The sequence below is a fragment of the Streptomyces sediminimaris genome (assembly GCF_047049295.1).
Taxonomy (GTDB): domain Bacteria; phylum Actinomycetota; class Actinomycetes; order Streptomycetales; family Streptomycetaceae; genus Streptomyces; species Streptomyces sediminimaris.
Genome location: NZ_JBJWOT010000001.1, coordinates 5221521 through 5241979, shown reverse-complemented (window position 1 = coordinate 5241979; position 20459 = coordinate 5221521). Strand labels below are relative to the sequence as shown.

The 20459-nt window shown below is 73.2% G+C and carries 17 protein-coding genes and 1 riboswitch; of the genes, 7 read left to right on the top strand and 10 right to left on the bottom strand.

The annotated features are described in order from the left end of the window. Positions 1–738, top strand: a complete 738-nt coding sequence (locus tag ACJ9NR_RS24465) for a hypothetical protein (protein ID WP_412493507.1) — start codon at positions 1–3, stop codon at positions 736–738. A gap of 78 nt (positions 739–816) precedes the next feature. Here ACJ9NR_RS24465 and ACJ9NR_RS24460 read toward each other — a convergent pair whose 3' ends face one another. Further along, positions 817–2268 carry a glycine hydroxymethyltransferase gene (locus ACJ9NR_RS24460; RefSeq protein WP_412493062.1) on the bottom strand — a complete coding sequence of 484 codons (1452 nt, stop codon included), beginning with the start codon at positions 2266–2268 and terminating at the stop codon, positions 817–819. A 44-nt stretch (positions 2269–2312) separates the two neighbouring features. Then, a riboswitch (ZMP/ZTP riboswitch) is annotated at positions 2313–2403 on the bottom strand. Positions 2404–2506: 103 nt separating this feature from the next. Here ACJ9NR_RS24460 and rocD point away from each other — a divergent pair. Further along, positions 2507–3712 carry an ornithine--oxo-acid transaminase gene (gene rocD / locus ACJ9NR_RS24455; RefSeq protein WP_412493061.1) on the top strand — a complete coding sequence of 402 codons (1206 nt, stop codon included), beginning with the start codon at positions 2507–2509 and terminating at the stop codon, positions 3710–3712. 210 nt (positions 3713–3922) lie between these two features. Then, entirely contained in the window at positions 3923–4765 is an 843-nt protein-coding gene (locus ACJ9NR_RS24450) for a DMT family protein (RefSeq protein WP_412493506.1), read from the top strand. Between the two features lie 295 nt (positions 4766–5060). Here ACJ9NR_RS24450 and pdxR read toward each other — a convergent pair whose 3' ends face one another. Beyond that, the gene (gene pdxR / locus ACJ9NR_RS24445) at positions 5061–6500 is read right to left on the bottom strand and encodes a MocR-like pyridoxine biosynthesis transcription factor PdxR (RefSeq protein WP_412493060.1); all 1440 of its coding nucleotides are present in this window, start codon (positions 6498–6500) and stop codon (positions 5061–5063) included. Positions 6501–6547: 47 nt separating this feature from the next. On the opposite strand from pdxR, the gene ACJ9NR_RS24440 reads away from it, so the two are divergent. The 3 genes from ACJ9NR_RS24440 to ACJ9NR_RS24430 are packed head-to-tail and all read left to right on the top strand — an operon-like array spanning position 6548 to position 8252. Continuing rightward, a complete protein-coding gene (locus tag ACJ9NR_RS24440) occupies positions 6548–7045 on the top strand; it encodes a carboxymuconolactone decarboxylase family protein (protein WP_412493059.1) in 498 nt (165 codons plus the stop codon). Next, positions 7042–7485 (top strand): carboxymuconolactone decarboxylase family protein, encoded by a 444-nt coding sequence (locus tag ACJ9NR_RS24435; protein ID WP_412493058.1) that lies wholly within the window; start codon positions 7042–7044, stop codon positions 7483–7485. The genes ACJ9NR_RS24440 and ACJ9NR_RS24435 overlap by 4 nt, the downstream gene beginning before the upstream one ends. Then, a complete protein-coding gene (locus tag ACJ9NR_RS24430) occupies positions 7482–8252 on the top strand; it encodes an isocitrate lyase/PEP mutase family protein (RefSeq protein ID WP_412493057.1) in 771 nt (256 codons plus the stop codon). Before ACJ9NR_RS24435 ends, ACJ9NR_RS24430 begins: the two co-directional genes overlap by 4 nt. Positions 8253–8269: 17 nt before the next feature. Here the strand turns inward: ACJ9NR_RS24430 and ACJ9NR_RS24425 are convergent, their stop codons facing one another. From ACJ9NR_RS24425 to ACJ9NR_RS24405, 5 genes are read right to left on the bottom strand one after another with little or no spacing between them, the layout of a single operon-like run. Beyond that, on the bottom strand, positions 8270–9235 hold the full coding sequence (locus ACJ9NR_RS24425; protein WP_412493056.1) for an ABC transporter substrate-binding protein: 966 nt from the start codon (positions 9233–9235) through the stop codon (positions 8270–8272). 1 nt (position 9236) lies between these two features. Further along, the gene (locus ACJ9NR_RS24420) at positions 9237–11210 is read right to left on the bottom strand and encodes an ABC transporter permease (RefSeq protein WP_412493055.1); all 1974 of its coding nucleotides are present in this window, start codon (positions 11208–11210) and stop codon (positions 9237–9239) included. Continuing rightward, positions 11210–12256, bottom strand: coding sequence for a quaternary amine ABC transporter ATP-binding protein (locus tag ACJ9NR_RS24415; RefSeq protein ID WP_412493054.1), 1047 nt, complete (start codon positions 12254–12256; stop codon positions 11210–11212). Before ACJ9NR_RS24415 ends, ACJ9NR_RS24420 begins: the two co-directional genes overlap by 1 nt. Then, on the bottom strand, positions 12256–13785 hold the full coding sequence (locus ACJ9NR_RS24410) for a GMC family oxidoreductase (protein ID WP_412493053.1): 1530 nt from the start codon (positions 13783–13785) through the stop codon (positions 12256–12258). The genes ACJ9NR_RS24415 and ACJ9NR_RS24410 overlap by 1 nt, the downstream gene beginning before the upstream one ends. Positions 13786–13835: 50 nt before the next feature. Next, a complete protein-coding gene (locus ACJ9NR_RS24405; RefSeq protein ID WP_412493052.1) occupies positions 13836–15365 on the bottom strand; it encodes an aldehyde dehydrogenase family protein in 1530 nt (509 codons plus the stop codon). Positions 15366–15576: 211 nt separating this feature from the next. Between ACJ9NR_RS24405 and ACJ9NR_RS24400 the strand changes: the two genes are divergently transcribed. After that, a complete protein-coding gene (locus ACJ9NR_RS24400) occupies positions 15577–16470 on the top strand; it encodes a GNAT family N-acetyltransferase (RefSeq protein ID WP_412493051.1) in 894 nt (297 codons plus the stop codon). Between the two features lie 253 nt (positions 16471–16723). Here ACJ9NR_RS24400 and ACJ9NR_RS24395 read toward each other — a convergent pair whose 3' ends face one another. The 3 genes from ACJ9NR_RS24395 to ACJ9NR_RS24385 form a co-directional block, all read right to left on the bottom strand. Continuing rightward, positions 16724–17728 carry a serine/threonine kinase C-terminal domain-containing protein gene (locus ACJ9NR_RS24395; protein WP_412493050.1) on the bottom strand — a complete coding sequence of 335 codons (1005 nt, stop codon included), beginning with the start codon at positions 17726–17728 and terminating at the stop codon, positions 16724–16726. Between the two features lie 127 nt (positions 17729–17855). Beyond that, the gene (locus ACJ9NR_RS24390) at positions 17856–18845 is read right to left on the bottom strand and encodes a malate dehydrogenase (RefSeq protein ID WP_412493049.1); all 990 of its coding nucleotides are present in this window, start codon (positions 18843–18845) and stop codon (positions 17856–17858) included. Between the two features lie 315 nt (positions 18846–19160). Further along, positions 19161–20372, bottom strand: a complete 1212-nt coding sequence (locus ACJ9NR_RS24385; protein ID WP_412493048.1) for a helix-turn-helix domain-containing protein — start codon at positions 20370–20372, stop codon at positions 19161–19163. Between the last annotated feature and the right edge of the window lie 87 nt (positions 20373–20459).

Genomic DNA, 20459 nt, shown 5'->3' with positions numbered 1-20459 from the left:
ATGGCCGCGCTGGTTCTGTGCGGGGCGGTGAGCGAGGCGGCGGCGGTGGAGACCGCGCGGCCCTCGGCCGGGGCGGCAGCCCGGGCGCAGGCGACGACTCGGGCACAGGGCCGGGACGCCCCCGACCTGGCGATCGTCATCGCGGGCGGGACGGGACGGACGACGGTGCTGCGCTCCGGCCAGGTTGCCTTCGCCCGCCTGCGGCAACTGCTGCGGCCGGATTACATGGGGACGGAGCGGGTGCCGCGCGCCTGGGCCGAGGGGCGCCACCCGCCGGTGGACTTCACCGTGATCTGGGGGCTGACAGGGATAGGAGGCTGGCCGCAGACGCGTCGTGCGCCCGGCGGTGACGTGGCGGTCGAGCGGCAGGACCAGCTGTTGGCGGCGGCGGACGGCACCCCTTGGATACGGACGGACCCGGCGCCGGACGTCCAGGACGACGACATCCGCTGGCACCGGGCGCCGCGCTCGATCTTCGTGGAGCTGGGACGGGAGAAGCTCCTCGCCGGGCTCGGTACGAGCGCGACCGCGGCCGGAGGCGGCGAGGACGCGGCGGAGGGGCGAAAGGCCACCGGGAACGGCGATGACGGCCGGGGCAGTCGCTGGTGGGCCGTGCCGGGGCTCGGCGTGGGACTCGCGGTCGGGGCCGTCGGCACGCTGCTGATACGCCGCGCGGCGGCCCGGCCGGGAGCCGGACCGCCGCGGGAGGACCCACGTCAGGAACTCATCGATCTCTGAGGTCTGCCGCGAGCGCCGTGGACCGCCATGGACCGCCGTAGGAAGTCCCCGATCCTTGAAAACTCCAGAGGGCGTGCGTCAGCCCAGGTCGATCTCCGGGTAGAGCGGGAAGCCGGCCACGAGATCGGTGGCGCGCCGGGAGATCTCGTCCGCGACCTTCGGGTCGAGGACGTGCTGGGCCTTCGACCGGGTGCCCTTGCTGGTGGTGCCCGGCTCCGTGGTGGTCAGGACGCGGTCGATGAGGCCCGCGACCTCGTCCATCTCGGCGGTGCCCAGGCCACGCGTGGTCAGGGCGGGGGTGCCGATGCGGATGCCGGAGGTGTACCAGGCACCGTTGGGGTCGACCGGGATGGCGTTGCGGTTGGTGACGATGCCGGAGTCGAGGAGCGCGGCCTCGGCCTGACGGCCGGTCAGGCCGTAGGAGCTGGCGACGTCGATCAGGTTGAGGTGGTTGTCGGTACCGCCGGTGACCAGGGTGGCCCCCCGGCGCATCAGGCCCTCCGCAAGGGCACGGGAGTTGTCGACGATGCGCTGTGCGTAGTCCTGGAAGTCGGGCCGGCGGGCCTCGGCGAGGGCGACCGCCTTGGCGGCCATGACGTGCGGGAGCGGGCCGCCGAGGACCATCGGGCAGCCGCGGTCGACCTGGTCCTTGAGGGAGTCGTCGCACAGCACCATGCCGCCGCGCGGGCCGCGCAGCGACTTGTGGGTGGTGGTGGTGACGATCTGGGCGTGCGGCACCGGGTCGAAGTCGCCGGTCAGCACCTTGCCCGCCACCAGGCCCGCGAAGTGCGCCATGTCCACCATCAGGGTCGCCCCGACCTCGTCGGCGATCTCGCGCATGACGCGGAAGTTGACCAGGCGCGGGTAGGCGGAGTAGCCGGCGACGATGATGAGCGGCTTGAACTCGCGGGCGGACTCCCGCAGCGCCTCGTAGTCGACCAGGCCCGTCGAGGGGTCGGTCCCGTACGAGCGCTGGTCGAACATCTTGCCGGAGATGTTCGGGCGGAAGCCGTGGGTGAGATGGCCGCCGGCGTCCAGGGACATGCCGAGCATGCGCTGGTTGCCGAAGGCCCGGCGGAGCTCGGCCCAGTCGGCGTCGGAGAGGTCGTTGACCTGCCGCACGCCGGCCTTCTCCAGGGCGGGCGCCTCGACGCGCTGGGCGAGGACGGACCAGAAGGCGACGAGGTTGGCGTCGATGCCGGAGTGCGGCTGGACATAGGCGTGGCGGGCGCCGAAGAGCTCCTTGGCGTGCTCGGCGGCGAGGGTCTCGACCGTGTCGACGTTGCGGCAGCCGGCGTAGAAGCGGCGGCCGACGGTGCCCTCGGCGTACTTGTCGCTGAACCAGTTGCCCATCGCCAGAAGGGTCGCCGGGGAGGCGTAGTTCTCGGAGGCGATCAGCTTCAGCATCTCGCGCTGGTCGCGGACCTCCTGGCCGATGGCGTCGGCGACGCGCGGCTCGACGGATCGGATCACGTCGAGGGCGGCACGGAAGGCGGTGGACTCGGTGGAGAGGGGCTGCTGCTCTGACATGTCGTCGGCCTCCGGATGGCGTGGCTCGAAGCATTCACGGTTCACGGTTCGGCCCAGGCGCACGGCACTCGCTCACTTCACGGGCCGCTCCCCGATGGTCGGTCCCATCCCAGCGCGCCAGTCACGGCCCCGCCGGTCAGCCTACCGGGCGGGCCCAGGGGCGAAGGTCCCGCGTCCACCATGCGAGCGACGATGGAAGAGGGGGCATCCTCAGCACCCGGCACCTCCTGGAGATCCCGTGACTGCTACGGAGACCCTGATCGCCATCGCGGACGCGCACTCCGCGCACACCTACCACCCGCTGCCCGTGGTCGTCGCGACCGCGGAGGGGGCGTGGATGACGGATGTGGAAGGGAGGCGGTATCTCGACCTGCTGGCGGGTTACTCGGCGCTCAACTTCGGCCATCGCCATCGCCGGCTGGTGGAAGCGGCGAAGGCGCAGCTGGAGCGGGTGACGCTGACCTCCCGGGCGTTCCATCACGACCGGTTCGCAGCGTTCTGCTCAGAGCTCGCCGAGCTGTGCGGGATGGAGATGGTCCTGCCGATGAACACGGGTGCGGAGGCCGTGGAGACCGCGCTGAAGACGGCCCGGAAGTGGGGCTACCGGGTCAAGGGCGTCCCCGCGGAGATGGCCAAGATCGTGGTCGCGGGCAACAACTTCCACGGCCGTACGACGACGATCATCAGCTTCTCCACCGACACGGAGGCCCGGGCGGACTTCGGGCCGTACACGCCGGGCTTCCAGATCGTGCCGTACGGGGACCTCACCGCGATGCGGGCAGCGATGACGGAGAACACGGTCGCCGTGCTACTGGAGCCGATCCAGGGCGAGGCGGGCGTCCTGGTACCGCCGGCCGGGTACCTCCCGGCGGTGCGCGAACTGACCCGGGAGCGGAACGTGCTGTTCGTGGCCGACGAGATCCAGTCGGGGCTCGGGCGGACGGGCACGACCTTCGCGTGTGAACTCGAGGGGGTCGTCCCCGACGTGTATGTGCTCGGCAAGGCGCTGGGCGGCGGGATCGTGCCGGTGTCGGCGGTGGTGTCGAGCGCCGAGGTGCTCGGGGTGTTCCGGCCCGGGGAGCACGGGTCGACGTTCGGTGGGAATCCGCTGGCCTGTGCGGTGGCCCTGGAGGTGATCGCGATGCTGCGGACGGGCGAGTTCCAGGCACGGTCCGCGGAGCTCGGCGCTCATCTCCACCGGGAGCTCGGGGCACTGACCGGCACCGGCCGGGTGACGGCGGCGCGCGGGCGGGGGCTGTGGGCGGGCGTCGACATCGCCCCGGCGTGCGGGACGGGGCGCGAGGTGTCGGAGAAGCTCATGGACCGGGGCGTGCTGGTGAAGGACACGCACGGGGCCACGGTGCGGATCGCGCCGCCGCTGGTGATCGGGAAGGAGGACCTGGACTGGGGGCTCGACCAGTTGCGCGGTGTGCTCGGCGGGTGACGGTGTCCCGTCGGTGGGGGAGCCTTTCCGGCGGCGACAAGGCCCGGTGCGGAAGCGAGAAGGCCCGGCCCGGCGGCGACGAGGCCCGGTGCGGCGGCGTGCGACTCGGTCGCGCGATGCCCGGAGGTCAGCCTAGAGATCGGTGTGAGGGGACACCGAGGGGCCCCATCGGTGAGCGGCCTCGCCTACAGTCGCTCTGTGATCTTCGGGATGCTGTGCGCGCTCGGTGCGGCGGTCTGCTTCGGTACCGCGACGGTGTTGCAGGCGGTCGCCGCGCGGGCGGCGGGTGCGCAGGCGGGCGCGGGCGGGGAGGCGGCGCTGCTGCTGCGGGCCGTGCGGCAGTGGCGGTACCTGGCCGGGCTGGCGCTGGACGGGCTGGGGTTCCTGCTGCAGATCGCCGCGTTGCGGTCGATTCCGATCTACGCGGTCGCGGCGGCCCTCGCCTCCAGCCTCGCGGTCACCGGAGTGGTGGCGGCGCGGCTGCTGCGGGTACGGCTGAGCGGGGTGGAGTGGGCCGCCGTCGGCGTGGTGTGCGCCGGGCTCGCCATGCTGGGGCTCGCGTCCGGGACCGAGGGGCACAGTGAGGGGCCGGCGGCCCTGAAGTGGGTGATGCTCGTCATCGCCGTACTGGTGCTGCTGCTGGGGCTGTTGGGCGGGCACTGGTCCGGGCGGGGGCGGGCGCTGGTGCTCGGTTCGGGAGCCGGCCTCGGGTTCGGGGTGGTGGAGGTGTCGGTACGGCTGATCGACTCGCTGCAGCCGTCGCACCTGCTCACCAATCCGGCGACGTACGCGCTCCTCCTCGGCGGAGGCGCGGCCTTCCTGCTGCTGACCTCGGCGCTCCAGCGCGGGTCGGTCACCACGGCGACGGCAGGGATGGTGATCGGCGAGACGATCGGGCCGGCGCTGGTGGGCGTGGTGTGGCTCGGGGACCGCACGCGGGCGGGGCTGGCCTGGCTGGCGGTGCTGGGGTTCGTGGTCGCCGTCGCGGGGGCGCTGGCGCTGGCGCGCTTCGGTGAAGCACCGGCGGCGACGGCGACGGAGGAAGCGGCCTGACCTTCCGCCCGCGCCGGTCGCGGTACTCGGCGGACGCAGGGGACGACGATCCGGTCGCGGTACTCGGCGGACGCAGGGAACGACGATCCGGTCGCGGTACTCGGCGGACGCAGGGGACGACGATCCGGTCGCGACACCTGACGCACCCGGAAGACGCGGCACTTGACGCACCCGGAAGACGACGGACCGCTCGCAGCACGTCGCGCACCCGGGGGGCGACGAACCAGCCATGGCACCTCGCCCCCCGAAAGACGACGAACCACCCATGGCACCTCCCCCACCGGGAAGACGACGATCACGGTCCGGTCGTCGCGTCGCCTTCCGGCAGTGCCGCGCACAGTGCCTCCAGGGCGCCCGACCAGGCGTGGTCCGGTGGTGTCCCGTACCCCACGACCAGTGCGTCGGGTGGTTCCAGAGTGGCGTCCGGGTGCCGGTAGCGGTGCAGTCCCTCTACCGCCAGGTCCTGCCAGGAGGCGGCCCGCAGGGTCGCCTGTTCGGTGCCGGGCGGCAGGCGGAGCACCACGTGCAGGCCGGCCGCGATGCCGGTGGCGCGGACCTGCGGGGCGCGGCGCGCGAGTTCCGCCACCAGGGCGTCGCGACGGCGCCGGTAGCGCAGCCGGGCGGCGCGGACGTGGCGGTCGTAGGCGCCGGAGGTGAGGAACTCGGCGAGGGTCAGCTGGTCGAGGACCCCGCAGGTGTCCTTGCCGCCCTTCGCCCGTGCCGCCTCCTCCACCAGGCCCGGCGGCAGCACCAGCCAGGCCAGCCGGAGGCCGGGGGCGAGCGACTTGCTGGCGGTGCCCGCGTAGACGACGTGGTCGGGGTCGAGGCCCTGGAGGGCGCCGACCGGCTGGCGGTCGTAGCGGAACTCGCCGTCGTAGTCGTCCTCGACGACCAGTCCGCCGGTCCTGCGCGCCCAGTCGACGACGGCCGCGCGGCGGTCGCGGTGCAGGGTGCCGCCCATCGGGAACTGGTGGGCGGGGGTGAGCAGGACGGCCGCCTGGTCGGTCAACGTCCGTGGATTCGTTCCGAGTTCGTCGAAGGGCAGCGGCACGGTCCGCAGGCCGGCGTCCGACAGCAGCCGCCAGTGCACGTCCAGGCCGTACGACTCCACGGCCATCGTGGTCGCGCCGCGTGCCCGCAGCATGGCGCCGAGGATCTGCAGGCCGTGCGAGAAGCCCGCGCAGACCAGGATGCGCCCGGGATCGGTACGGACGCCCCGGGCGCGGGCGAGGTAGCCGGCGAGTGCGGTGCGCAGTTCGACGCGGCCGCGTGGGTCGCCGTAGCCGAGGGCCTCGTTCGGGGCGGTGGTGAGGGCGCGGCGGGCGGCCCTGAGCCACTCGGCGCGGGGGAAGGCGGCGAGGTCGGGCAGGCCGGGGAGCAGGTCGTGGGCGGGGTGGCCGCGGGGGCGGGGATGCGGTGCGGCCCCGGCAGGGAGGGCCGTGCTCCCGCTCTGTCCCGAAGGCGTGGGAGGCACCCCCGTCGCCACGCGCGTGCCCGAGCCCTGCCGTGCGGTGAGCCAGCCCTCGGCGACCAGGTCGGCGTAGGCCTCGGCGACGGTGTTGCGGGCGATGCCCAGGTCGGCGGAGAGGGCGCGGGAGGAGGGCAGACGCGTGCCGGGGGCCAGCCTGCCGGTGCGGACGGCCTCGCGCAGGGCGTCGGTCAGGCCCCGGCGCACTCCCGGCCCGGTCGGCTCCAGATGCAGGTCGACGCCCGAAGTGGCCCATGTTTTCGCCATGGAACTGGACCATACCCGTGGGCTGCCCTGCTCCTAGGGTCGAAGCCATGACGACACAGGAGACCGCCGGTTACGCCCCCGAACACGAGCCCCGGCTGCGCTGGGCCCAGCACGCACCCGAGGTCTACAAGGCGATGCTCCGCCTCGACACGGCCGCCCGGCAGGGGGTCGACCCGAGGCTGCTGGAGCTGGTGAAGATCCGCGCCTCGCAGCTCAACCACTGCGCGTTCTGCCTCGACATGCACACCAAGGACGCGCTCGCGGCCGGCGAGAGCGTGGAGCGGATCATCCAGCTCGGTGCCTGGGAGGAGTCGGCGCACTTCTACACGGAGAAGGAACTCGCGGCGCTCGCGCTGACCGAGGCGGTCACGGTGCTGACCGCGGGCTTCGTCACCGACGAGGTGTACGAACGGGCGGCCAAGCACTTCGAGGAGGCCGAGCTGGCCCAGCTGATCGCCGCCATCACCGTGATCAACGCCTGGAACCGGTTCGCTGTGACCTGCCGGATGGCTCCGGGCCACTACGAGGCGGGACAGCACGGATGAGCCGGACCGAGGTGCTCGACCGCGGGGTCGCTCGGGCCTTCTCCGCGCTGAGCGCGGCCGCGAAGCGGGGCCTCGGCGACCCCGCGCTGGCCGAGCTGGTGGCGATCAGGGCCTCGCAGCTCAACCACTGCGCGTTCTGCCTCGACCTGCACCTCGCCCTCGCCCGCGAGCACGGGGTGGGCGAGCGGCAGCTGGACCTGCTCGCCGCCTGGCAGGAGGCCGGGGACGTCTACGACGAGCGGGAGCGGGCCGCGCTGGCGCTGACCGAGGCGGTCACCGTGCTGACCGGCCGCTTCGTGCCCGACGAGGTCTACGAGCGCGCCGCCGAGCACTTCGACGAGGCCCGTCTGGCCCATCTGATCGCCCTGATCGTGGCCATCAACAACTGGAACCGGGTGATGGTCAGCCGCCGTGTTCCGCCGGGAGGTTACACGCCGTGAGCAAGGTGGAGGTCTTCCGCGCACTGCACCGGGGCCGGCTCCCGGGCGATCCCCTCGTGCTGCCCGGGCCCTGGGACGCGGTCAGCGCCCGGGTGTGCGTCGAGGCCGGCTTCCCGGCGCTCGCGACGCCGAGCGCGGGGGTCGCCGCGTCCCTCGGGCACGAGGACGGCTCGACCCCGGCCGAGGAGATGTTCGCCGCGGTGGCGCGCATCGTACGGGCCGTGGACGTGCCGGTGTCGGCGGACGTCGAGGACGGATACGGGCTGCCGCCCGGGGAGCTGGTGGAACGGCTGCTGGAGACGGGAGCCGTGGGCTGCAACCTCGAGGACTCCCGCAAAGGGGCGCTCAGGGACCCGCGGGAGCACGCCGACTGGCTCGCCGAGGTACGGGACGCGGCCGGTGACCAGCTCTTCGTCAACGCCCGCGTCGACACCTTCCTGCGCGGCGAGCCCGATCCCGAACGGGTCATCGAGCGGGCCGCGCTGTACGTGGCCGCCGGTGCCGACTGCGTCTATCCGATCGGCGCCCCGGCGGACGTGCTGCCACTGCTGCGGTCCGGCATCCAGGGGCCGGTCAACGTGTACGCCTCGCTGGACGGCGAGGGCCCCTCGCCCACCGAACTCGGTGAACTCGGGGCCACTCGCGTCACGTTCGGGCCGGGGCTGCTGCGGCGGACGGCCCACGCGGTGCGGGAGATCGCCGGACAGCTGAGCGGCCGGACGGGACGACCGGACGGTGACGAGCTGGACGTGACGACCGGACGGTGACGGGCCGGACGGGACGGTCAGGACAGCCACGCCTTCCAGGTGGACGGGTGGCTGTCCACCCACTTCTTCGCCGCCTGCTCCGGTGTCATCTTCTTGTCGGCGATCATCAGGGAGACCTCGTTCTGGTCATCGGTCGACCACTTGAACTTCTTCAGGAAGGCCGCCGCCTTGCCGCCGTGATCGGCGAAGCCCGCGTTGAGGTACTTCTGCAGGCGGGTGTGCGGGTAGGCGCAGGCGACCTTCGCCGGGTCCGCGTCGCAGCCCTCCTTGTACGCCGGCAGCTTCACCTCGGTCATGGGGACCTTCTTGAACAGCCACTGCGGGGTGTACCAGTACGTCAGGAAGGGCTTCTTCCGCTTGGCGAACTGCTTGATCTGGGTGATCTGAGCCGCCTCCGAACCGGCGAACACCACGTGGAAGTTCAGCTTCAGGTTCTTCACCAGGGCCTTGTCGTTGGTGACGTACGACGGGGAGCCGTCCATCAGCTGGCCCTTGCCGCCGCTCTCCGGGGTGCGGAACAGCGACGCGTACTTGTTGAGGTTCCGCCAGTCGGTGATGTCGGGATGCTGCTTGACCAGGTAGGTCGGCACGAACCAGCCGATGTGGCCGGTCACGCCGAGGCCGCCGCCGTGCACGATCGTCTTCTTGTCGGTGACGTACCGCTTCTCCTGGTCGGGGTGGCCCCAGTCCTCCAGGATCGCGTCGACGCGGCCCTGGCTGAGCGCGTCCCAGGCGGGCACCTCGTCGACCTGCACGGTGTCGACGCGGTAGCCGAGCTTGTGCTCCAGCAGGTACTGGGCGACGGCGACGTCGGCCTGCGCGCCCACCCAGGACTGGACGGAGAGCGTCACGGTCTTGGCTCCCCGCGCGTTGGCGAAGGGGGACGCCTGCTTGGTCATGTCGGCCGCGCCGCAGCCGGTGAGGAGGGAGAGGGTCACGGCGGAGGAGGCGGCGATCAGGGCCGTCCTGCGGTTCGGCGCCATGTCAGACACCCCCCTTCGTGCGGCGCTGCGTGGGCTGCGTCACCCGGTCCAGCATCAGCCCCAGGCACACGATCGCGGCACCGGCCACCAGACCGGTCGCCAGGTCGCCCTGCGCAAGGCCGAAGACGACGTTGTAGCCGAGCGCGCCTCCGCCGACCAGGCCGCCGATGATGACGACGGCGAGCACCAGCACCACGCCCTGGTTGAGGGCGAGCAGCAACGCCGGCCGGGCGAGCGGGAGTTGCACCTGACGCAGTTGCTGGGCGCTGCTCGCGCCGAGCGAGCGGGCGGACTCCAGCGCGGCCGGGTCGACCTGGCGCAGGCCCTGGGCGGTGATCCGGACGACGGCGGGCAGCGCGTAGACGACGGCCGCGGCGACCGCTGGGGCGCGGCCGACGCCGAACAGGGCGACAACCGGGATCAGGTACACGAACTGCGGCATCGTCTGGAAGACGTCCAGTACGGGTCGCAGGGCCCGCTCGAAGCGGTCGCTGCGGGCCGCCGCGATGCCGGTCGCGAAGCCGAGGACGAGGGTGACGGCGACGGCGGCGAGCACCTGCGAGAGCGTGTCGAGCGACGGCTTCCACACCCCCAGCACACCGATCGCGGCCATGGCGAGGACCGCGGTGAGCGCGGTGCGCCAGGTGCCGATCAGCCAGGCGAGCGCGGCCACCAGCAGCAGGACCGACCACCAGGGCAGCCACTGCAGTCCGCTGCGGACCGGGTCGAGCACCCAGGTGGTGAAGCGGCCCGCCCAGTCGGCGGTGCCGCCCACGACGGGCACGCCCGAGTACAGGTGCGCGGTCATCCAGTCGACGGCGCGGTTGACCGGGTCGGCGATGTCCGCGGTCCAGGCGGAGGGCCAGGTCAGGCGGCCGGCCAGGCGTCCGGCGAGTGCCACGGCCACCGCGGCGACGGCCGCGTAGAGCCAGCCGAGCCAGCCGAGCCGGCCGAGCCGGCCGAGCCGGTCTCCGGGTGCCCCGCCGGCGCGCTCGCCCGCGGCGGCGGTGATGCGGTCCAGGACGACGGCCAGCAGTACGATCGGGATGCCGGCCTCGAGGGCGGCGCCCACGTCGACCGAGGCAAGCGCCTGGTAGACGCGGTCACCGAGGCCGCCCGCGCCGATGACGGAGGCGATGACGGCCATCGACAGCGCCATCATGATCGTCTGGTTCAGCCCGAGCAGGAGTTCCTTGCGGGCCAGCGGGAGACGGGCGGTCAGCAGGCGCTGGGGCGCGGTGGCGCCGAGCGAATCGACCGCCTCCAGCACCTCCCGGTCGGCGCCGCGCAGGCCGAGCGCGGTGAGGCGGGCCATGGGCGGCGCGGCGTAGACGACGGTGGCGAGGACGGCGGCGGGGACACCGATGCCGAAGACCAGCACCACGGGCAGCAGGTAGGCGAAGGCCGGCAGCACCTGCATGGTGTCCAGGACCGGCCGCAGCGCCCGGTCGAAGCGGTCGGACAGACCGGCGGCGAGGCCGAGCACGACGCCGACGATCACCGACACGAGCACGGCGACCACCATGAGCGCGAGCGTCTGCATGGTCGGCACCCACATGCCGAGCAGCCCGCAGGCCAGGAACGCGACGGCCGTACCGAGGGCGAGACGCACCCCGGCCACGCGCCAGGCGACGACGGCGCCGAGGGCCGTGACGCCGGCCCAGCCGGCCGCGAGGAGGAACAGGTACACGGCGCGTACGGAGATCACGACCGCGTTGCTGATGTACCCGAAGAAGTACAGGAACAGCGGGTGGCTGTCGCGGTTGTCGATGATCCAGTCGCTGGCGTCGGCGAGCGGCTTGGAGACGTCGACGGTGAGGGCGTGCGGCCAGGTGCCGCTCGCCCAGTGGGCTGCGGCGAGCGGCACGAGCACGGCCGCGGCGATCCCGAGCAGCAGCAGCTTGCGCACGGCGTGGTGCCCGAAGACCCCGGGCAGGGCGAGGCGCTGGGTGGAGGCGGCGGTGACCGTGGACATCAGACCGCCTCCTTCCGCGGCTCCGTTCCGGCCACCACTCCGAGGAGCCGTTCGTGGTCGACGACGCCGAGACAGCGGCCGTCCTCCACGACGCAGGCGGCCCTGCCGCTGCGGGCGACGACCTTGATGGCGTCGGCGACGACCTCGCCCGGGGCGAGCGCGCCGGGGTGCTCCGTCCCGTCGCAGCCGCCGGGCCGCATCGCCGTACGGACCGTCATGACCTGTTCGCGCGGCACGTCGCGGACGAACTCGCGCACGTAGTCGTCGGCGGGGTGGCCGACGATCTCCTCGGGGGTGCCGAGCTGCACCACGCGGCCGTCGCGCATCAGCGCGATGCGGTCACCCAGCTTCAGCGCCTCGGAGAGGTCGTGGGTGATGAAGACCATCGTGCGGCCCTCCTCGCGGTGCAGGCGGACCACCTCCTCCTGCATGTCCCGCCGGATCAGCGGGTCGAGCGCGCTGAACGGCTCGTCGAACAGCAGGACCTCGGGGTCCACCGCCAGTGCCCGGGCCAGGCCCACGCGCTGGCGCTGGCCGCCGGAGAGCTGGGCCGGGCGGCGCTGCTCCATGCCCTCCAGGCCGACCTTGGCGACGACGTCCTGGGCGCGCGCCCGCCGCTCGGACCGGCTCACGCCCTGGATCTCCAGGCCGTAGGCGACGTTGTCGAGGACCGTGCGGTGCGGCAGCAGGCCGAAGTGCTGGAAGACCATCGCGGCGCGGTGGCGGCGCAGTGCGCGCAGCCGGGACTTGTCCATGGCGCGGACGTCCTCGCCGTCGATGGCGATCGAGCCCGCGGTCGGCTCGATCAGCCGGGTCAGGCAGCGTACGAGGGTGGACTTGCCGGAGCCGGACAGGCCCATCACCACGAAGACCTCGCCCTTGTGCACGTCGAAGGAGACGTCGCGGACGGCGGCCGTGCAGCCGGTGCGGGAGCGCAGTTCGGCGGGTTCCAGCGAGCTCAGCGCGGGGTCGTCCGGAACGCGCTCGGCCTTCGGGCCGAACACCTTCCACAGCCCCTCGACGGAGAAGACCGGGGTACTGCTCATCACGCACCACGCCCCATCAGGTCGACGGCCTTCTCCCCGACCATCAGCACTCCGATCATCGGGTTCACGGCGGTCATGGTCGGGAACACGGAGGCGTCGGCGATCCGGATGCCGTCCAGGCCGCGGATCCTCAGCTCCGGGTCCACGACGGCCAGCGGATCGTCCGCGGCCCCCATGCGGCAGGTGCCCGCCGGGTGGTACACGGTGTGCGCGACCTTGCGGGCGTACTCGCTCAGTTCCGCGTCGCTCGTGAGCTGCGGACCGGGGGCCACCTCGCGCTTGAGCCAGCCCGCCAGCGGCTCGGTCTTCGCGATCTCGCGGGCGATGCGGATGCCGTCGACGAGGGTGCGGCCGTCGTAGTCGTCCTCGTCGGTGAAGTAGCGGAAGTCGAGGGCGGGCTTGACCGACGGGTCGGCGCTCGTCAGGTACAGGCGGCCGCGGCTCTTCGGCTTCGGGATGTTGGGGGTCATCGAGACGCCGTGCGCCGGGCGCCGGTAGCCCAGGCGCTCGGGGTTGTCCGTGAAGGGCACCTGGTAGAAGTGGAACATCAGGTCGGGGCCGGCGTGCCCGGCATCGCGGCGCACGAACAGGCCGGCGTCGCTGTCCATCGCGGAGTTCTCCGGGATCGGCCCGTTCGTCTCCCACACGATCACCGACTCGGGGTGGTCGAGCAGGTTCTCGCCGACGCCCGGCAGGTCGTGCGCGACGGGGATGCCGAGCGCCCGGAGGTCGGCCTCGGGGCCGATGCCGGAGTGCAGCAGCAGCCGGGGCGAGTCGACGGCGCCGGCGCAGAGCACCACCTCGGTGCGGGCCTTGAGCAGGATCTCCTCGCCGTCCTTGGTGCGCACGTGCACGCCCTCGGCGCGGGTGCCGTCCAGCCGGAGCCGGTAGGCCCAGGTCTCCAGCAGGACGGTGAGGTTCTCGCGCTCGTCCATCACCGGGTGCAGATACGCCACCGACGCCGACGAGCGCCTGTTGTTCTCGGGGTGGTAGGCGAGGTCGAAGAAGCCGACGCCGTCGGTGAACGGAGCACGGTTGAAGCCCTCGATCCGGGTCACTCCCGTCGCATGCCGGGCTGCGTCGACGAAGTCACGGGCGATGGGATTGCGGTCCTTCTCGTCGACCGGGACGATGTTGTTCAGCAGCCGGGCGTAGTAGGCCTCCATCGGCACCGCGCCCCAGCCCTTGGCGCCGGCCTGCTCCCACTCGTCCCAGTCGGAGGGCAGCGGCTTGAAGGCGATGAGCGTGTTGTGCGAGGAGCAGCCGCCGAGGACGCGGGCGCGGCTGTGCCGGATGTGGGAGTTGCCGCGCGGCTGTTCGGTGGTGGGGTAGTCGTAGTCCAGTTCGCCGCCGAGCAGGCCCATCCAGCGGCGCAGGGTCAGCACGTCCTCGCGGCCGACGTCGCTGGGGCCGCCCTCGACGACGGCGACGGTGACGTCAGGGTTCTCGGTGAGGCGGGAGGCGATGACGGAGCCCGCCGTGCCGCCGCCGATGACGACGTAGTCGTATGTCCGGGTGTTCTCGGGCATGGGGGATGGTGCTCCAAGGGGTGGGGGACGTTCGGTGGAGAGGGTGCGGCTCAGCCCGCGAACCAGCGCACCGGCTTCGGCGCGAGGTTCTGGTAGACGTGCTTGGTCTCGCGGTACTCGGCGAGGCCCGCCGGGCCGAGCTCCCGGCCGGTGCCGCTCCTGCCGAAGCCGCCCCACTCCGCCTGCGGCAGATAGGGGTGGAAGTCGTTGATCCAGACGGTGCCGTGGCGCAGCCGTCCCGCGACCCGGCGGGCCCGGCCGGCGTCCTTGGTCCAGACGGCGCCCGCGAGGCCGTAGTCGGTGTCGTTGGCGAGGGCGACCGCCTCGTCCTCGGTGCGGAAGGTCTCGACGGTCAGGACGGGGCCGAAGACCTCCTCGCGTACGACGCGCATCTCGCGGTGGCACTGGTCGAGGACCGTCGGCTCGTAGAAGAAGCCGGTGGCGGGCCGCTCCGGCGCCGCCTCGGGGCGCCGGCCGCCGGTGCGCAGCACCGCGCCCTCCGCCAGCGCGGAGGCGACGTAGCGCTCGACCTTGGCGCGCTGCTGTTCGGAGACGAGAGGGCCGCACTCGACGCCGTCCTCGCTGCCGCGGCCGAGGCGGATCCGGCCGGCCCGGCGGGCGAGTTCGGCGACGAAGCGCTCGCGCACGGACTCCTCCACGATGAGCCGGGCACCGGCCGAGCAGACCTGGCCGCTGTGGATGAAGGCCGCGTTCAGGGCCTGGTCGACGGCCGTGTCGAAGTCCTCGTCGCTCGCGCAGGCGTCGGCGAAGACGACGTTGGGGTTCTTGCCGCCGAGTTCGAGGGCGACCTTCTTCACCGTGGGGGCCGCGGCCTGCGCGACCTTGGTGCCGCTGACCAGGCCGCCGGTGAAGGAGACCAGGTCGACGTCGGGATGCTCGGCGAGCCGGGCGCCGACCGAGTGGCCGGGGCCGGTGACGATGCCCGCGACCCCGGCGGGCAGTCCCGCCTCGGAGAGCAGGTCGATCAGGGCGACGGTGGTCAGCGGGGTGATCTCGCTCGGCTTGATCACGAAGGTGTCGCCCGCCGCGAGGGCCGGGGCGATCTTCCAGCTGGCCTGCAGCAGCGGGTAGTTCCAGGGCGTGATCAGCGCGCAGACGCCGACGGGTTCGTGCACGACGACGCTGTGGATGTCGGGCGAGCCCGCGTCGACCACCCGGCCGGGGGCCTCGCCGGCGACCAGGTCGGCGAAGTAGCGGAAGGCGTCGGCGACACAGTCGATGTCGACGCGGCCCTCCTCGACGGTCTTGCCGGCGTCGCGGCTCTCCAGCCGTCCGAGCCGCTCACGGTCGCGCACCAGGAGACCGGCGACGCGGCGCAGCAGGGCGGCGCGCTCGGCGGCCGGGGTGCGCGGCCAGTCGCCGTGGTCGAAGGCCCGGCGGGCCGCCGCGACCGCCAGGTCCGCGTCCTTCTCGTCACCCTCCGCGACCAGAGCGAAGGGCTGTCCGTCCGCCGGGTCGATGATCTCGCGCGTGGCGCCGGAGACGGCTTCGCGCCACTCTCCCGCCACGTGGATGGTCGCCTGCGCGTCCAGCCCCTGGGTTTCCGCTCTGTCCGCCATGATCCGTGCTGCCTTCCGTTCCTGTTCCGCATCCCTGGATGACACAGGTGTCACCCACAAGGACCGGGAGCGCCTGCCCTCCGCCCCCGGATACATGCGCGTCGGTCGCGCAAAGTGCGCCGTGTCACTGAGACCGCCGTGCCGCTGCCGGCCGTCTCCCGGCCGTCCACCCATGGACGGCCGAGATTCCTTTGACTAAAGTCAAAGGATTATGGAGCCAGTGTCCACGGAGCAGGTGGCGGCCCTCCGCCGGTTCAACCGTTACTTCACGCGCCGTATCGGGGTCCTCGACGACCACTACCTCGGCCAGGACCGCCCGCTCGGCGAGGCGCGGCTGCTGTTCGAGATCGGGGAGGGGGTCCCGCTGCGCGAGCTCAGGAGCCGCCTCGGTCTGGACGCCGGCTATCTGAGCCGCATGACCAAGGCGCTGCGGGCACAGGGCATGGTCAGGCTGAGCGTGCACCCCGGGGACAGCAGGCTGCGGATGATCGAGCTGACCCCGGCGGGCCGTGCCGAGGTGGAGGAGCAGAACCGCCGGGCCGACGCGCTCGCGGCGGGCCTGCTCGACGCCCTCGACGCGGACCGGCGCGAACAGCTGATCGAGGCGATGGCCACCTCGCAGCGACTGCTGCGGCTGGCCGCCATCACCGTCGAGCCCGTCGACGGCGCCGCCCCGGACGCCCGCGCCTGCCTGGAGGCCTACGCCGCCGACATCCACACGCGCTTCCCGGAGGGCTTCGACCGCCGCGACCTGGTGGCGCCGGAGGAGGTGTCCGGCACCGCGGGCGCGTTCTTCGTCGCCTACGAGGAGGGCCGCCCGGTGGGCTGCGGGGCGCTGCGCCGGCTGGAGCCGGGCGTCGGCGAGATCCGGCACGTGTGGGTGCACCCCGCGGCCCGGCGGCTGGGCCTCGCCCGCCGCATCCTCGCCGCGCTGGAGGACGCGGCCGCTTCGCGCGGGCTCACCGTCGTACGGCTCGACACGCACCGCGCGCTCACCGAGGCGCAGGCCATGTACCGGGCGTCCGGCTACACCGAGATCCCGCCCTACGTCGACCACGTCTACGCCGACCACTGGTTCGAGAAGCGCCTCCCGGCCGGCGGCTGACGCGTCCCGGCGTCCGGGAGGCGGGTTCCGCCGCCCGGGATCCGCGGGCCGGGCCCAGCCGCAGGGGTCAGCGGGCGGGTCCGCCCGGCCGGCGGCTGACGCGTCCCGGCGTCCGGGAGGCGGGTTCCGCCGCCCGGGATCCGCCGCCGGGATCCGCGGGCCGGGCCCGGCCGCAGGGGTCAGCGGGCGGGTCCGCCCGGCGCTGCGGCGGGGCTCTGCCCGCGGCCGCCGTGGCTCCGTTCCCGCTTCGCGCCTACGAGCACTGCGCACCCGTCGGGCAGAAGGAGCGCACCGCCGCCGCGAGCGGCTCCCGCACCTGTTCCGGGTCGAGGCCGGCGGGGCCGCTGGAGCGGATGGCGTACAGCGTGCCGTCGGCGGCCTGGAAGCGGTGGTCGATGACCTGACGGGCGCCCTTGTCCCGGTCGTCGTAGCGGTAGGTCAGTTCGGCCCAGGTGTCGCCGCGGTCGCGGCCGAGGGGCTGGTAGCCGCGCTGCTTGGCGAAGCCGAAGCCGGGGTCGGTCTCGGCCAGCGTCAGGGACTGGTAGGGCGTGTCCTCGGTGACCTGGAAGATCTGCAGCTGGCGGCCGTCGGTGGCCTCGTCGTAGTAGACGACGGGCGCCAGCTTGCCCTGCGTCTGGCGGCGGGTCCAGCCGTCGGGGACGTCGAGCGAGTAGCCGACGGGGTCCTGCGCGCGGCGGTAGCCGGCCGACGGCGAGGACGGCAGCGACGGCGGCGGGGAGGCGAGCGGTGCGGCCGGCGGGGTGCCGGTGGCCGCGGGGGTCTGCGTCGGCGCCGGGTTTTGCGACGGCGTGCCGGTGACCGTGACGCCGACGCCGGTGTCTGGGGCGGCGCCGGCCGACCGGTCGCGGACGGCGTACCAGACGCCCGCTCCGGTGCCCGCGCCGAGGACGGCCACCACGACCAGGGCGAGCAGCACGTTGCGGGCGCCGTGGCGCGGGGCGGGCGCGACCGCCGGGGCCGGCACGGTCGTCGCCGGCACCGGGCCGGGGCCCGGAAGCGGAGGTGGCGGCGGCGGGGGCGGCCAGGCCGACGGCACCGGGCCGCCCGTACGGGTCTCGGCGGACGCCCACGGCGGCGGGCTCTGCCCGGCCTGCGTCTCGGCCGACGCCCAGGGCGGCGCGCTGCCCGGCTGTCCGGCGGCCCAGGCCGCCTGGCCTCTCTCCTCGCTGGGTTCGCGCTCCGGTCCGTGACCGTGACCGGAGTGGTGGCCCTCGTCGTAGCCGTCCCGTTCGCTCATGACACACCCCCCGAATCACCCCATTGGGTGTCGCTCTCAGACGGTAGCGGCGAAAACGGCCACGGGCCCCGTTCCTGAGGCAACAGGAACGGGGCCCGTGCGGGCTCGTGACGAAACCGTGAAGGGCTCAGATGAGGCCGAGGGAGCGGACCGCCTCGCGCTCCTCCGCCAGTTCCTTGACGGAGGCGTCGATACGGGCGCGGGAGAACTCGTTGATGTCCAGGCCCTGGACGATCTCGTAGGTGCCGTCCTTGACGGTGACCGGGAAGGAGGAGATCAGGCCCTCCGCGACACCGTAGGAACCGTCCGACGGGATGCCCATGGAGACCCAGTCGCCGTCCGCGGTGCCGTTGACCCAGGTGTGCACGTGGTCGATGGCGGCGTTGGCGGCGGAGGCCGCGGAGGACGCGCCACGGGCCTCGATGATCGCGGCGCCGCGCTTGGCGACGGTCGGGATGAAGTCCTCGGCCAGCCACTTCTCGTCGTTCACGACCTCGGCGGCGTTCTTGCCGGCGATGGTGGCGTGGAAGATGTCCGGGTACTGGGTGGCGGAGTGGTTGCCCCAGATGGTCAGGCGCTTGATGTCGGCGACCGTGGAACCCGTCTTCTTCGCGAGCTGGGTCAGCGCGCGGTTGTGGTCGAGGCGGGTCATGGCGGTGAAGCGCTCGGCCGGTACGTCCGGGGCGGCGGCCTGGGCGATCAGGGCGTTGGTGTTGGCCGGGTTGCCGACGACGAGGACCTTGATGTCGTCCGCGGCGTGGTCGTTGATGGCCTTGCCCTGCGGCTTGAAGATGCCGCCGTTGGCCTCCAGCAGGTCGCCCCGCTCCATGCCCTTCGTGCGGGGCCGGGCACCCACCAGCAGCGCCACGTTGGTCCCGTCGAAGGCCACGTTCGGGTCGTCCGTGATGGTGATGTCGCGCAGCAGCGGGAAGGCGCAGTCGTCCAGCTCCATGGCGGTGCCCTCGGCGGCCTTCAGCGCCGGCGTGATCTCCAGCAGGCGCAGCTTGACCGGCACGTCCGCGCCGAGCAGCTGGCCGGAGGCGATGCGGAAGAGGAGGGCGTAACCGATCTGGCCGGCCGCGCCGGTGACGGTGACGTTCACGGGAGTGCGGGTCATGGCGTTCTCCGTATGACAGCTGGCGGTGGGCGTCCTCGCCCTGGGGTGCGGACGGACGTACAAATGATCGATCTCTTGGTGTCAAGAGAGATCCACCGGCCAGGCTATCGCGCATCCGGGATCCCGGACGCGCGGCCCCCTGTGGCCCGTCCCACAGCGCGCGAGCGCCGTGAGGAATTCCCGCGCGGCAGGAATAGGTGCCTGCGTCCAGGGCACGCGAACGGTACCCCCACGGGAGCCGGCGCCGTCGGTCCCCCCATCGGCGGCCGTCGCAGTCCCTCCTCTCCCGGACGGGCGGCCGCCTCCTCCGTCCCGCTACCGGGTGCACCCCTTCCGACCCGACGCCAGCGTGGCGCACGCCTTCGCCTCGCCCGCGTCCTTCACGGCGACCATCGGGGTGTAGGCGATGGTGTCCCCGGCCGTGGTGATGCTGTCGTTCTGCCGGGCGGCGCCCGCCGTCACCTGCACCGAATCACCCTGCGCGGCCTGGGTGATACGGCCCCACGCCGCACCGCAGGTCCTGCTGTAGCGCACCTCGAGCGTGGTGGTGCCGACCACCACGGTCTTGGCGGTGGTCACCGCGGTGGTGTCCTTGGTGCAGCCCATGGCCTCCGCGTCCTTGCCGGTGCAGGAGGCGCCCGCGCACTTCACCCCGGGCGGCAGGGAGGTGGGGGTGCCGGCGGACGGGGACGGCTTGCCGCCGCCCTCGTTCTTCTTGCCCCCGCCGTTGTCGGTGAGGAAGAAGACGGCCGCGATCACGACCAGCACCCCGACGACCCCCGCGAGGAACATGGTCAGCCGGCGCCTGCCTCCCCCGGAGGAGGGGTCCCCGACCGGCGGCGGGGTCCCCTGCGGCTCGGCGAACGGGCTGGGCGTCGTCGGCGTCCAGGCGGAACCCTCGGCGCCGGCCGCCGGCGTGGCGGCCCCCGGCGGCCGGCCACCGGCCGGCGACGGCCCCCGGTAACCGGCCAGCCGCCACGAGTTGGCGCCGGACGAGCCCGCCTGCGAGGAGGAACCCCCAGGGTCACCGGCGTCACGGGCGTCACCGGCGTCGTCGGCCTCGGGTGCCGTCGGCTGGACGGGGACCGATGGCGCCGACGGCACCGACGGGGCCACTCCCGCCGGTCCCGCGACGCCCGGCACCGCCGTCGCGGGACCGGACCCGCGGGCCGCCTTGCCGCCCTTGGTGTCGGCCGGCGGCGCCCCGAACTCACTGAGCGCGGCCCGCGCCTGGGATATGCGGATGGCCTCCATGGTCATGTCGTGGCGCATCTCCGAACGGCTCCAGGCGCGTTCGGCGAGCTCCCACATGGTCGTCAGGTGCACCGGGTTGGTGCCGGTCACCTCGGCCAGCGCCACGATCGCCCCCTTGGGCGCGAGCAGCCGGCCGTTCAGATAACGCTCCCAGGACGTCTTGCTGTAGCCCGTACGGTCGGCCACCGACGCGACACTCAGGCCGCTGCGGTCCACGAGCCGCCGCAGCTGGCTCGCGAACTCCCTGACCTGCGGATCGAGTTCGTCGGGCAAGGCCCTCCAACGAGGCATCGCTTCCCCCTCTTCCCCCCGGTTGGTGCTGGTCTACCTCGCGACTCCCCCGTGCGTGGTGCCCGTTCT

What these genes read in the sequence shown, in the direction of transcription:
- ACJ9NR_RS24465 (WP_412493507.1), top strand. Translation starts at nt 1, where the DNA reads ATGGCCGCGCTGGTTCTGTGCGGGGCGGTGAGCGAGGCGGCGGCGGTG.
- ACJ9NR_RS24460 (WP_412493062.1), bottom strand. Translation starts at nt 2,268, where the DNA reads ATGTCAGAGCAGCAGCCCCTCTCCACCGAGTCCACCGCCTTCCGTGCC.
- ACJ9NR_RS24450 (WP_412493506.1), top strand. Translation starts at nt 3,923, where the DNA reads ATGCTGTGCGCGCTCGGTGCGGCGGTCTGCTTCGGTACCGCGACGGTG.
- pdxR (WP_412493060.1), bottom strand. Translation starts at nt 6,500, where the DNA reads ATGGCGAAAACATGGGCCACTTCGGGCGTCGACCTGCATCTGGAGCCG.
- ACJ9NR_RS24440 (WP_412493059.1), top strand. Translation starts at nt 6,548, where the DNA reads ATGACGACACAGGAGACCGCCGGTTACGCCCCCGAACACGAGCCCCGG.
- ACJ9NR_RS24435 (WP_412493058.1), top strand. Translation starts at nt 7,042, where the DNA reads ATGAGCCGGACCGAGGTGCTCGACCGCGGGGTCGCTCGGGCCTTCTCC.
- ACJ9NR_RS24425 (WP_412493056.1), bottom strand. Translation starts at nt 9,235, where the DNA reads ATGGCGCCGAACCGCAGGACGGCCCTGATCGCCGCCTCCTCCGCCGTG.
- ACJ9NR_RS24420 (WP_412493055.1), bottom strand. Translation starts at nt 11,210, where the DNA reads ATGTCCACGGTCACCGCCGCCTCCACCCAGCGCCTCGCCCTGCCCGGG.
- ACJ9NR_RS24415 (WP_412493054.1), bottom strand. Translation starts at nt 12,256, where the DNA reads ATGAGCAGTACCCCGGTCTTCTCCGTCGAGGGGCTGTGGAAGGTGTTC.
- ACJ9NR_RS24410 (WP_412493053.1), bottom strand. Translation starts at nt 13,785, where the DNA reads ATGCCCGAGAACACCCGGACATACGACTACGTCGTCATCGGCGGCGGC.
- ACJ9NR_RS24405 (WP_412493052.1), bottom strand. Translation starts at nt 15,365, where the DNA reads ATGGCGGACAGAGCGGAAACCCAGGGGCTGGACGCGCAGGCGACCATC.
- ACJ9NR_RS24400 (WP_412493051.1), top strand. Translation starts at nt 15,577, where the DNA reads ATGGAGCCAGTGTCCACGGAGCAGGTGGCGGCCCTCCGCCGGTTCAAC.
- ACJ9NR_RS24395 (WP_412493050.1), bottom strand. Translation starts at nt 17,728, where the DNA reads ATGAGCGAACGGGACGGCTACGACGAGGGCCACCACTCCGGTCACGGT.
- ACJ9NR_RS24390 (WP_412493049.1), bottom strand. Translation starts at nt 18,845, where the DNA reads ATGACCCGCACTCCCGTGAACGTCACCGTCACCGGCGCGGCCGGCCAG.